Consider the following 13,034-nt stretch of genomic DNA (forward strand, 5'->3'; position numbering starts at 1 on the left):
TCGAGATACAATAATTATTCTAAACAATAGCATGAGGGTGCCCCAAAACATATTTTGAGACACCCTCATTTCATCTACTTCAAGGTATAACTAATTCCACCGATCAGCCAGAAACCGGCTTGTGGAATATTTCCCAGGTCGTAATACTTGGTGTCATACAGATTATTCGCGCTTAGGTGAATCAGGAAGTCTTTCAATTGCCAGTTGATTCTCAGATCAAGGGTAGAGAAAGGGGTATATGATGTGAACTCACCTTCTACAGCGTTATCATAACGCGTATAACCTCCCATACGTTTCTGCCACCGGAAGTTCCAGTTTGCTGTTACATTCTTAAAAACAGGGTGCTCCAATTTAACCGTTGCCTTATCGCGGAGATAATTCAGGGCATAGTTCGATATTAAGTTACCGGAAGATTTATCCTGATGCAATCGCATATAGCCGGCATGTAAGACGGTTTGATCCGGCAACAGTGGAATCATTTCGCCTAAGGACAAACTCAATCCAGCCTCAATTCCCTTTTTATCCAGCTCGGTAATATTGCGCGATTCCCATTTCGCGTCAACAGCTGTCTTTACCCAATCGATAATATTTTCGCCTTTCATCAGATAGGCCGTAGCGTACAGACGCATAAACCAAGTGTTGTATTTCACTCCTATTTCGAAAGCTTCCGAATTTTCGGGCTTCAGATCCGTATTCCCTATGTGAGTGTTAGTTGTGTAATACAGATCAGTAAAGGTAGGCATACGGGTCGCCTTATTCCACGAAGCGAAAGTTTTCAGATTGTCTAACACACGGTAGCTGACATTGACCGAAGGATAGAGTTTATATTTGCCGCGCAACGCAGTATTATAATTTGCCAATAAACCGGCAGTCAGCGTAAATCGGTTCAACAGTATATTATGCTCTAACGCAAAACTAATATGGGTACGATCGTCGGATTTGGTATATTTCCCTTCTTTTTCAGGCATCTCTTTCCCAAGAACATTACTTGCAATACCTTCATTCCGGAACTCGCTTCCGAAACTTGTAATCCCCAGCAAGGAAGTATATTGAAGATTCAGATTTGCGCCATACACATCGCTGCGGTGAAAGTTATGACTCTTATACGTTGAGGGTACATTAGAAGTACCATCCCGATAAAGTTGAAATTCATCGTAATGCCTACTCCAGTAAACCAAGGGGATAAACTTCAGCCGATCACCTGTTTCGCCCCTGACAGAGGCAAAGTAAGAACTGGTTTTGTCGTATTGATTCGGATGTTTTGCCGAGTAAAAGGTATTCGCTCCGTACCTTTTATCATTATACCCCAACTGTATATCTACATTGGATTTTTTCTCGGGCTTAAGCCGGGTTTGCCAAAGCAAGTTCCAAATGTCATAATCACTATTTGCAACATAACCATCAGAAGAAGCATACCCTACAGACAACTGATTAGTTGCCAACTTAGAAGACAGTGCACCGCTTGCCTGCACGCCCCAAAGACCATGGCTACCTGCCTCCACATTGGCATAAACCTTATGATCAGGTTCTTTTTTTGTAATAATATTAATCCCTCCCGAAAAAGCACTCGCACCATAGGTAATGGAAGAAGGACCATGAATAATTTCTATACGTTCTACGTCGGAAAGATTGATCGGGATATCAAAACTGTAATGTCCGGTTTGAGGATTGGAGAGATTTACTCCGTTGAGAAGAATTGCGGTTTGGTCAAAAGATCCGCCACGAATGGAAATATCGGCTTGTACTCCGTGGCCTCCACGCTGCACGACATCAATATTGGCAGCATAATTAAGTAAGTCCTGAATACTTCGGACAGGCGATTGCTGAATTTCTTCTTTCGTAATCACAGTCACCAAACGAGCTGTCTGACTCATTGCCATTTCAACTCGCGAGGCAGTGACTGTTACCTCATCCAGTTCATGTTCGGTTTCCGAACTTTCCACTCCGGCAACCACGTTTGTCTGTGCCGAAACCGTTCCCGCAGCCGCAAAGGTAAGCACACAACTGGTTACTACCCCAATTGTCACCTCCCTATGCAGACTGTTGAACGCGCTGTAAGCCTTTCCCGCAAAACCTTTAAAGCGGAATACCTTACATTTGTTAAACATTTCTTGCTTCATAAAATAGAATTAAGTTTTTTGCACTAATGCGGTGTAAAAGTACAACCCAAAAAGCAATTCACAACAACACAATACAAATCATTTATTCAAACTCACCTCATTAAGCTACAAACAAACACGCAATATTAACGCAAATCGCATCATTCCAAAAAGGTATTTAGCAATCCGGCAGACCTAACATGTTTTTGTTTTTTTATTTCACATTTAAGAACCATCTCTAATAATTCTCAAAACAAAACACTAAAATCCCATTCTTCTAATGCTTTTTGGGACATTTGGTCTCCATTGGCGCTTGCTAATTTTAATAGGTCGTATGCTTTTTGAATATCTGGTTTTATACCTCCTTTGCCATTATAGTAAATGTAGGCTAATTTGTATTTGGCCTGCGTATGGTGAAGTCCTTGTTCGATATCGGTCATCTGGAAATATTCTGCCGCTTGCGCAAAGTCTTGTTTTACTCCCTCCATGCCAAAATGGTAGATATCTCCTACCTGATGGGCACAGTTACTATCGCCAGCTTTTGCGCCTAACTTCAGGTAGTATAGGGCTTTATCCATATCTTGTTCTATTCCGTATTCTTCTTTCTTATATAAGTTCCCGAGTTTATTATACGCAAATAGATAACCACGTTTGCCGCCGTCTTCAAGAATAGCTACAACCTTCGCCATATCTTTTTTGGCAATCCTGCCTTCAAGGTGTACTTCGGCATATTCGATTATATAATGACCGCCATATTCTTCGGCAAAGGTTTTAACACGATTATATTCCTCAAAGTATTCCAGGTATTTTATGTTTTCCTCAAAGTCTTGCACTTCTTTATCAATTTGCTCTATCTGCTCGTTACTTAACTGTTTACTTACAACTGCTAATTCGTAATCATAAACTGAAAGTTTACCGTAGAAATAAGACTTAGCATATTCCCGTTGCTTCTTATAATATTTGAACAATTGCTCTTGAGCACTTTTATATCCCAGTTCCGCCGCCTTTGTATACCAAAAAACAGCTAAATCAATGTCCTTGTCAAAATTGTTTCTTGCATAAAATAAACCATCCCCAACCGTATTACAAAAAGACGCTATTCCATCTATTCTGAACTCGGAATTTTTATTGCCGGACAATGCGCTTTCAATAGCTTCTGTGTAATACTTCAACGCCGTTTCCTGGTTTCTGACAAGGTGTATATCGCCACGAATAAATAAGTCGCCGACATTAATTTTGTAATCCGGATAACCCATAGCTATCAACTTATCGTAATATCCTTTTGCGGTTAAGAAGTTCTGTTTTCCATACTCTTCTGCTTCATAAATCCTTGCTAATTGAAAAAACGAATTTGGAGATTGTTCGTTCGCTGCAGACTCTAAAAGTTCTACCACCCTATCAATTTTTATTTTTCTATTCAGATAGAAATTGACCAGATTTACAACGTAACTACTATCGGCAGCGGCGGCTTGAATGTATAGTTGTTCTATTTTGAGATCGGTTTCCTCTTGTGACGTATTCGGAATTCTAATTCGCATATACTTATCAGCCAAAGTAGCGGCTGCTTTAGGATAGTTATTCTCAATCGCTTTGTTTAGCCATTCCAGCGCCTTAGCATCCGCTTCATGTTGAGACTCACAAGCAATTTTATTTGAATTATATAAGGTGTACATTTCGTACTGTGCCTCTCCTACACCATTATTTGCAGCCTCTTCAATCAACTCATAAGCTCTTTTCTCTATCGCCAGATTGTCGTAGAATATGCTTCTATCGAGATAGCTTTGTCCGAGCTTCAACTTAGCTTCGTTATCTCCTTGAGATGCCGGCACCACATAATTATCGTATATTTTCAGCATACTGTCATCATTACTTTTCGATAACCTCAGGTAGTGTGCTGCTTTTTCCCAGTCTTGTTCCACGCCGGTACCGGTTGCATAATTTTCTCCCAGTTTTACTTGCGCGTCACTGTATCCATTGTCCGCCAATTTATGCAGAATAGAATCAGCTCTCTTTTCATCCTTTTTAACAGCATCCCCTTCTTTAAGATACCCTCTTATCTTCCACCAAATCGGACTTTTATCAACAACCCGTTCATCGTCGAGTTGATTTATCAAGCGGTCATAATTTCTCATTATCCGGATATAGAAGCTTCCAAGATAGTTGGGTTCTAATTGTTCGGCTTTGAAGAAATATTCTTTCGCTTTTTCCCGATCTTCTTTCACACCAATACCATTGATGTATCTTTTGCCAACTTCTATTATTGCGGAATGGTCTCCATTATTGGCCGCTTTTATTAAATAGTTGGTACTGATTTGTTGCTTGTGGCTATCCTTCGGGTCCTCGTACATTTTGGCTAATGAGATTAGCGACTCCGTGTAACCCAGACCAGCCGCTTTTTCAAGTAGCTTCTTCGCTTCTACTTCGTTCTTTGTTCCGTATGCGCCTCTTTGCAGCGCCATTGCCATAGTATGCAAAGCTTCCGCATCGTTGGCCTTTACCCTGTCCTGCAATTCTTTTAATTCTTGTAGCTTTTCCCGGGCCTCCTTCACCCTTGATTTGGAAAAAGAATAATCATCGTCTTCCAATTTTTCATACCACACCACTACCTCTTCATAGTGTTTATATTCTAAGCAAGCTTTTAGAACTTCGTAAATATCGCTATCGCGATTGGTTAATGTCGCTATTTTTATTTTCCACCCAATTTCCTGCGTTCCCTCACTCCATTCACTGAGCTTTCTAAGCGCCGGAATATAGTGTTGGTCGGCCAACTTGGTGAGCTCCCGCAAAGCAGCATCCGAATCAACCTCAGCGTTTAGCAAGGCTTTATAATACTGCAATCCCACCAGTCCGCTTTCAGCACCTTTGTCGATGTAATTCAGGTATCGCGCCGACTTGGTTTGTCTGTATTTATTATAGACCCATTCCTGAGAGGAATCAAATTCGATATGTGCTAAAATTATATCAGCGAAATCATATTTATCAGCATCGTTAGACTGCAAACGGATATAAAACCGAATCGCTTCTTCTTTTTCTTTTTGTTTGTCTGATTCTATTAGCATGTTTGCAAGATGCAAATGAGCCAATTCATCGTAGTATTGACTGTAATAATAATCTATAGCTAAACGATAATAGTCTTTTGCTTTTTCCGGATCAGCACTAATTCCTCCAAGACCTAATCTGTATATTTCGGCAATAGTATAGTATGCAATAGCATTATTTTTTGTGTTTGCCACTTCGGTGAAGCAGTTAAAAGCTTTAGCATATTCTTTCTTGTCTCCCAATTCCTCATCAACATAGAGCAATCCAAGTGGATAAGCATATTCACTTTTCTGCTCCTCATCCAGATTCGGGTTAGCCAGTAAGTCTTCATAAATTGTTATAGCCTTATGAATATCTCTATGCTCAAACTCTTTTGTTGAATATATTTTGGCCAAGATAGCCAACACCACCTCATCTTTACTATCGAGCGTGTAAGCATGATTAATAGCCTCATAGGCTTTAGCTATATTGGGCGTAGTCGTTTTTCCCAAATAGATATTAGCCAGATTTTTATAGGCTTCCATATTATCGGGTTGCTGCTGTATTACCAATGTGTACCATTTAATGGCCTCATCCAAGTCTTCTTCTAAATCAAGATAATAATCTCCATATTCGTAGAAAACAGCCAGCTTTTGCATAGCCTCAACATTTCCCAGATTAGCCGCTTTGATATAATAATCTAATGCTTCAGTTCTATCCTCTCCCTCTTCATTGCTTGTTCTGTAGTAGTCTGCCAGTTTCATCAGGGCAGGTATATAGTCTTGCTGTGCGGCTTGTTTTAGGTATGGCAGGTATTCATTTTTGTCTACATAATCCGCCTGATCATAAAGTTCACACAAGGCTTTTACATTATCTTTAGCAGCAGCTTGCTGCAAATAATGTAGCGAAAGCTCTGTATTGGCGGCAATATAAGGAATACCATTGCGGTATATCTGTGCCAGTTGATAATCAGCAAATCCTATTCCTTTTTCAGCATTCTTCTTTAATATATTGACAACACTTACTGCTTGCTCTTTATCCAACAAAGCATACACAGACAACAATTTAGGAGTGTTGAGCGCTACTGATTCTGCAAATAAGTGCATAAAGGCATTGTCTGCAATTTCTTTGTATTTCGCGGCCTTTTCTTCATCAGGTGTTATCACTTCACCGGAGGAATACAGATCCTGTAATGCTACTGCCGCTACCATTAACCCGCCCTCAAAAGCTTCCTCAAGATACTTGATTCCCAGATCGGTGTCTTGCTTTACGCCAAAACCTAATTTGTCATTAAAAACATAAACGGTTCCCACCAGGAAATGAGTCAGGGGGCTTTTTTCTAACTCATATGCTTTCAGTGCATGTTCTGCCATTTTTGTATATACGGGAGCATCGTTTCCTAAATACCCATTAGGATTAGAATAGAGCTGAGCTAAAAAGAGATGTGCCTGTACTAAATTTTGCTCTGCGGCTCTTTCAATATAGCTTTCCATTGCCGACTCTCCTTCATCTAAAACCTGATTATAATTCAACACAAACAAGTTGTATGTGGCCTGTCCGTTTCCTTTTTCAGAAGCCGATTTTAACCACTTAACGCCTTGTTCAATTGCAGGAGCATCATCACGATTGTCTATATAGAGCATCCCGGTAACAAAAGCGGCATTTGCGTCTCCCCTACCGGCTTCCTTTTCGAAAAATTTAATTGCTGTTTCAACATCTCCCTGCAAAAAAGAGGTCCAGCCTTTTTGGCTTTGAGCGAAAATAATTTGCATAGAAGAAACTAAGAGTAATCCCATTAAAAGAGTATTTTGTTTAAATCTCATATTGTTATGTATATATTATGCCAACTTCCGGCGAATAGCGTTTGGCGAAACACAATGTCTAAATCGCCGACAAAGGTATTGATATTTATGCTATTTTTTTAAAAAAACCAAGCACAAATCCGAAAAACGAGATCAGTTCGTTTATTTGATTTTCAAGCCTGGTATAAGTGGGGTTGTGTCGATAAGTTCGAGAGACTGTATCATGTGGGGTGTACCTTCTTTGTACTTAACGAAGTGAGGTGTTTTGAGGTGTTGCTGGTAGGCTTCTTCGCTGGCGTATATTTCAAGTATAGTTATTTTGTTTGGGTTTTCTTTTTCCGCAATCGCATAGAGCATTAATACGCCGGGTTCAAGCTGCATCGAGACTTCGATTTCTTCTTTTAAAAAGGCATTGTATTCGTCTAATTGCTGGGGGTCAACGGTAATCTTCGCAAGGCGGACTTTGTTGTTTTCTGCCGGAACTGATTTCTGCGCTTTTAATTGACCGGCGCTTGTTATACCTATTACGAGTATAGCCGCTATTATTACGTTGGTTAATCTTTTCATTTTCTTTCTGTTTATTTTTATGCTGATGAAAAATTCACTTTTTCACTTTTGCAAATATAGGTATTACATATAGCACACTTCTATAACCGGCTCTTAATAAATGATAATCAAGAAGTCTGCCAACCCGATAAGGTTTTAACTTAATATTGATTAATTTAAATATAAACAGCGCACTTACTCCGTCTTGTATATTTGATTTCTTTTCTATTCGTTATTCTTCAGTCATTTTTCATTAAACTACTGATTATATCCTTTTTAAAGTTTATTTGTTTTAGAATATAATTTCACGACTGCCTCTTTGTTAATTTTTAAAAGCACAGGACATTTGTTAACGTAACAATCTACAAATCATATATTTTAACCAAACCTTGACCTGTAACACTTGTTTAGTATATACATATTTAATAATAAAAGGATCATGAAAAAGTATATTTTTTATATATTTTCGGCATCATTAATTGTGCTGTTAGGTTGCAACCGTGATGATGACCGAAAGCATGACAGTAACCAGAAGATTAAACTAAATGTTTCGGTTAACAAAACATTAATTGTTAAAAGCATAGGACCTGTTACCAGTCAATTTACAACCGATTTCCCCATAGGGATTTTCGCGCATAACGGAACATACACTTCAAAAGGAAGTGCCGATATGGAAGCGCTTTCTGCTGCTGATCAGACCGCCGGTGTGGAAATTACCACAGCAGGCGTCGATGCGAATTCACCGGTAATGACAGTGCCTCTTGCGGCAGGATTGCCCTATAATTTAACGATAGTGGTACAACCGCTGAACAGCGCCACAACGGTTTCTTACACAACGGCTTTGACCACGACTGCAGAAATGGGCAAGTAACATTTACCATTCAAATAGCCTCTTTAGAGGTCAGTCCGTCTTCTAAATTAAACGTGGCACAAACTACGCTCGAAGGCGGAAAACGTTATGTTTTTAACGTTACGATTCTTTGATTTTTTTGTCTTTTTGGCACGTTTTTTATATCGCTGTTAATCAGGCATTTGTATACCCCGAAAAACACAAAGGTTATTTTTCAAAAAATAAAGGATATCTTTTCAAAAATAAAGGATATCTTTTTTTTCATATAGTAATATAAAAATCGGACTGTTTTGGAGGACTGTTTTTAACAGTTAATTTGGTTGGATAAATCCACAACATCAACCGTATTTTTTTATCGACTTTATACAAAAAGGGGATTCAATAAAGAACTTGTTACCGTCTTTTTGAATCCCCCGTATTACACAAAAAAAATTATCAGTGATGGCTGCCTTTATGCGATCCGTGCGAATGTCCGTTTTGGTCGTGCGTTCCATGATTGGTTCCATTGTGATGCGTACCATCGTGGTTTTGTCCCGAATGATCGGCATACGCACAAGGTTCATGAGTTCCATTGTTATAAATATCGCAATTTTCATGATTGCCTGCCGCGCATTGTTCGGCAACACTTGTTCTGTAGGCATCAACATCCTCAAAACCCAAATCGGCTGCTCTTGTTTCAATGTCTTGCTTTGCTGATGTACCAAAATCATCGTGGTCGTTTTTGTCACATGATGCGAATAGTACTACAGATAAAGCCACAGCTAACGAATAAAAAACTTTTTTCATATTTCCTTTTATTTTATGATTTGCAATTTGTTTTATTTTTCAAAGCGCTTTCATGATAGTAACCGTACGAAAGAAGATTTACCCTACCTTAGAGCCTGTTTAAATTAAAAACTTAATGCAAAAAAGACAGTTGGCGTAAATGGAGTAGCCTTGGTGAAGATATTTGTCACCGCATTTTGACCGGACACCTGATAGTTATACTTTATATTCTTTGTATCAAACACATTCAAAAGCGATACGCCTGCTTGCAGTTGTACCTTTTTTACGTGGGTACGGTAAGAGGCGCTGAGGTCGAAACGACTGTACATATCCTCCGAATCACCGGTGTGTTCACTGCTATGCGGACCTTTTCTATCACTTTGCCCATGCCGGTGTCCTCCGGTGGAGATATAGGCAAAACCGGTACCGTAAACGTAACTCAACGAAAAATAAAACGGATCAAAAGCTCCGATACCCCCAACTTTTATTTCATGCGAGAGCTCGCTGTTAGGTTTACTTAGCCGATTAATGGAGTACGAGCCGTACAGCGTATGATCTCCGATTTGTTTTTTCGCAAATAGATCCGCACCTACAATGGTGTTATCCATCGTGTACACGGTGTTGTCTAAAAAAAACTGTCCGTTTTTAGCGATTTTGTAATACCCTTCCAAACTAACTAAAAGTCCGTTTTTACTGTATGCTATACCGGCAGTTGTGTGAAATGCTTTTGTAAAAGTACTGTCTGCCATAGACCAGATTGTCTGAATTCCGGAATCATCATACTGGTAGGCCGTACGGGTAAGGAATTGGTTATATACGCCCCACGAAGCCGTTGCAGACAGTTCTTCCGTCATGTTGTATGCGCCCGACAAGCGAGGTTGCACATACAGTTTATGCCTAAGCATATCCACCCGGACACCTGCGTTTAACGCGATCTTACCCAGCAAAATATGGTCGTTTACATAAGCGGTTGGTTTCCCTCGCTCCTCCCATAAATTATTCAGGCTAACCCTGTATCGCAGCCATTCCGCGCCTACTTGTATTTTATTCCGGGTGCCGATAGAAAAATCATGCTTGAGTTTCACCGCTATTTCCTGCACTTCATTATCCAGATGGTTTACGTCTTCGGTTGTCGGTTTTTTATTCCCTACGATGGTGAGGTTGTCCAACAAAGAAGTAAGCCGGGAAAAGGTTGTTGTGATTTTGGTAACCGCCCCGTTTTCCCAAATTCGTTTATAAGAAGCCGCCCCGCCGTATTGCCTGTTTTTTTCAGAAGCGTTCAAATCGTATTCATCCGGTTGTTTTACGGAGTATTTAAAATTATCGTCGGCTCCATACAAACTAAGGTAGTAGGTATCATGCCGAAAGGCTTTTCCAGATAATTTAAAATTGGCATCCCTGAAATGGTAATCGGGCTTGATGTAAATGTCCGAATAAGCCTGCATACTGTTTTGCTTACCCGAAAAATCCACATTCTCCGTACTGTACAAGTTGTAAAACGTTTGCCTGTAAGCTGCCGAAACAGTTAGTTTCTCAGTCAGTGGTGTCGAAGCAAACAGGTTTACGGTATAATTGCTTACGTTTGCCTTTACAGACGGACCATGAAAGTAGCCATCGATACCCGTTATCTCCGTAACCGCACCGGTACGCCCTCCATACGCGGAACCATAACCTCCTTTCAAAATACGTATATCTTTCACCATGTAAGGATTGACCGAACCGATGTGGTCGTTGTAGTTCTTTATACCAAACAGGGTATATCCGTCGTAGGTTATTTTGCTCTCCCCTCTATTGCTGCCCCACACAATCAAGTCTTCCGACGGCTCGCCGGAAGCTCTTACACCGGGCATCATCCGCACGAGATTGAAAACCGTATTATCTACGCTTCCCGGTATATATTGGGCTACCTGATGGTTAACGCGTATCTCGCCGGGACGAATACCCGACTGGAGAAGCATAGCAGCCGGAGCAGGACTAACGATTATCTCGTTCATCGAAACAACCGCGGATTGCAAACTGATTTCATGTAAGCCGGGCGACAGGGTGGTGTCTTGTGCCTGATAACCTAAATAGCGCACTTGAACAGGCTGATTCCCCTTTTCTTCAGTAAGAAAAGAAAAATACCCGGCCTCGTCAGTCAGAACTGATTTTCCGTAGGCGGCAACATAAGCATAAGGCAATCTTTCCCCGTTTTCCGCATCCTTAATTATTCCTGAAAACGCATACAGCCGTTTCGCTTCAACAGCCGGAGACTCTGCCGTTTTAATCGTTCGGGGAACAATCACATAAACGCCATTGATATTGTTGAAACCAAACGGTTTATCCTGCAGCAAGAAGCCGAGCGCAGTTTGCGGACTCTCAAAGGTTTTGTTGACGGTGATTTGATATTGAGACAAGGCCTTGTCGTCAAAAGAAGTTTCGATGGGTAAGCTTCGCAAAACATCGTTTAGTGGTTTATTATTAACAACCAAATGCAGCTCTTGCGAAAAAGCTGCAATCGTACCGGTAAAGGCTAACACGAGTATGACTAAAAATGTCTTCAATTACTTTATCTTAAATTCTATTCCGAACGGAGAACCTACAATTTTAAGCACATCATTCGGATCATTCGTTTTGGTAAAGTTACCGGAATAAGAATAGTCCATCGTTGAGTTTCGGATCACTTCAATGTCGTACTGCCTTTCAATTTCCTGTATAACCTCCTGCAAAGGTACACTAACGAAAACAAATTTACCCTGTTTCCAATTTACTGATTCATTGGCATCTTCAATTATATCGGCAATCAGTTTCCCATCGCTCCTTAACGCCTGCATATTGGGCGTAAGTATAACGCCTCCTGATTTGTCCGAAACATTCACTTTCCCGGTAAGACAGGTTACATTGAACTTGTCGGCACGGGAAAACACATTGAAACTCGTACCCAGTACGCTAACGGTGTATTCACCGGAACGTACATTGAACGTACTTCCTTTTTCAACCTCGAAATAAGCTTCTCCCGTCAGTTTTACATCACGAGCAACAAACCACCAAAGCGGTTTATAGCTGATTTTGCTATCAGCATTCAGGTTTACTTTAGACCGGTCGGGTAAAATCACCGCCAGATGCGAGCCGCGTTCCGCCACTTCGCTTTTTGTGTAGAAGAATGCGATAAAAGGAATCAGTAGGGCTACGGCAGCAATAGACGCCACGGCATAAAACCAAACAGTCTTTTTCCGGGGAGTTATGTTAATTGCCCGTGGATCGTCTTCCAGTTTTGCGAAAACATGGTCCCATACTTCTTCTTTACACTGACTCCATTCCGGAGTTATTTTAATATGATCTGTTTCCATTTTCTTCATTAATTATAATAGTTCATTCCTTAGATAGGATAAAGCAGCACTCATTCGTTTTTCGACAGCTTTTACGCTGATATCCAAACATCCGGCTATTTCATGGTATTTCAGTTCGTCGTTCCGGCTCATCAGAAAAACCACCCTTTGCGTTTCAGGCATTTTCTCTAATGCCTTAGCATACGCAGATGCCAGTTCTTCAAAATGCAGTTCTTCTTCGGGAGACAGCGGACTGTTGTTCTGATAACGCATATTATTTTCATAATCCATACGGGTGGATACCTTTCTGTAATTACTCACAACCATATCATTCGCCATTTTATAAAGCAATGGTTTTAAGTCTGAATTATATAGTTGCTCCCGTTTTTCCCATATTTTCATAAATATATCCTGCGCCATATCCGATGCTACATCCGTATCACCGCAACGATAAAATATGAAGCTCCGAATCTGATCGAAATAGTTATCGAATAACTGTTTAAACTCTACTTTGCTCAACATCCACTATGGATTTTATTAGTTAAACCGTTTGGTATAACAAATACCCTACATGAAGTTATAAAGATTTCATTAATCACCTCTCTTTTTCGTCTAATAAACAACAAAATCAAACAAATAAAGATGA

At 40.2% G+C, this 13,034-nt stretch carries 8 protein-coding genes; 1 reads left to right on the top strand and 7 read right to left on the bottom strand.

Annotated features, from left to right (window positions below; genetic code table 11):
• Window positions 1-74 precede the first annotated feature (74 nt).
• The 3 genes from B9Y81_RS09390 to B9Y81_RS09400 all read right to left on the bottom strand — a co-directional run bounded on the left by B9Y81_RS09390 (window position 75) and on the right by B9Y81_RS09400 (window position 7,486).
• The gene (locus B9Y81_RS09390; RefSeq protein ID WP_085536759.1) at window positions 75-2,120 is read right to left on the bottom strand and encodes a TonB-dependent receptor plug domain-containing protein; all 2,046 of its coding nucleotides are present in this window, start codon (window positions 2,118-2,120) and stop codon (window positions 75-77) included.
• A gap of 227 nt (window positions 2,121-2,347) precedes the next feature.
• Window positions 2,348-6,913, bottom strand: a complete 4,566-nt coding sequence (locus B9Y81_RS09395) for a TPR domain-containing protein (RefSeq protein WP_176221472.1) — start codon at window positions 6,911-6,913, stop codon at window positions 2,348-2,350.
• 168 nt (window positions 6,914-7,081) lie between these two features.
• A complete protein-coding gene (locus tag B9Y81_RS09400) occupies window positions 7,082-7,486 on the bottom strand; it encodes a putative quinol monooxygenase (protein WP_085536761.1) in 405 nt (134 codons plus the stop codon).
• Window positions 7,487-7,904: 418 nt separating this feature from the next.
• Here B9Y81_RS09400 and B9Y81_RS09405 point away from each other — a divergent pair, with 418 nt between their 5' ends.
• Complete coding sequence (locus B9Y81_RS09405) at window positions 7,905-8,336, top strand: hypothetical protein (protein ID WP_085536762.1); 432 nt, start codon at window positions 7,905-7,907, stop codon at window positions 8,334-8,336.
• Window positions 8,337-8,750: 414 nt separating this feature from the next.
• Here B9Y81_RS09405 and B9Y81_RS09410 read toward each other — a convergent pair whose 3' ends face one another.
• The 4 genes from B9Y81_RS09410 to B9Y81_RS09425 form a co-directional block, all read right to left on the bottom strand.
• Entirely contained in the window at window positions 8,751-9,101 is a 351-nt protein-coding gene (locus B9Y81_RS09410) for a hypothetical protein (RefSeq protein WP_085536763.1), read from the bottom strand.
• A 104-nt stretch (window positions 9,102-9,205) separates the two neighbouring features.
• Window positions 9,206-11,623, bottom strand: a complete 2,418-nt coding sequence (locus tag B9Y81_RS09415; RefSeq protein WP_139822910.1) for a carboxypeptidase-like regulatory domain-containing protein — start codon at window positions 11,621-11,623, stop codon at window positions 9,206-9,208.
• Window positions 11,624-12,418, bottom strand: coding sequence for a FecR family protein (locus B9Y81_RS09420; protein ID WP_085536765.1), 795 nt, complete (start codon window positions 12,416-12,418; stop codon window positions 11,624-11,626).
• Window positions 12,419-12,421: 3 nt separating this feature from the next.
• Window positions 12,422-12,910: an RNA polymerase sigma factor gene (locus B9Y81_RS09425; RefSeq protein ID WP_085536766.1), complete on the bottom strand. Its 489-nt coding sequence runs from the start codon at window positions 12,908-12,910 to the stop codon at window positions 12,422-12,424.
• Window positions 12,911-13,034 lie beyond the last annotated feature (124 nt).

It is taken from the genome of Massilibacteroides vaginae (assembly GCF_900178525.1).
In the GTDB taxonomy this organism is placed as follows: domain Bacteria; phylum Bacteroidota; class Bacteroidia; order Bacteroidales; family Tannerellaceae; genus Massilibacteroides; species Massilibacteroides vaginae.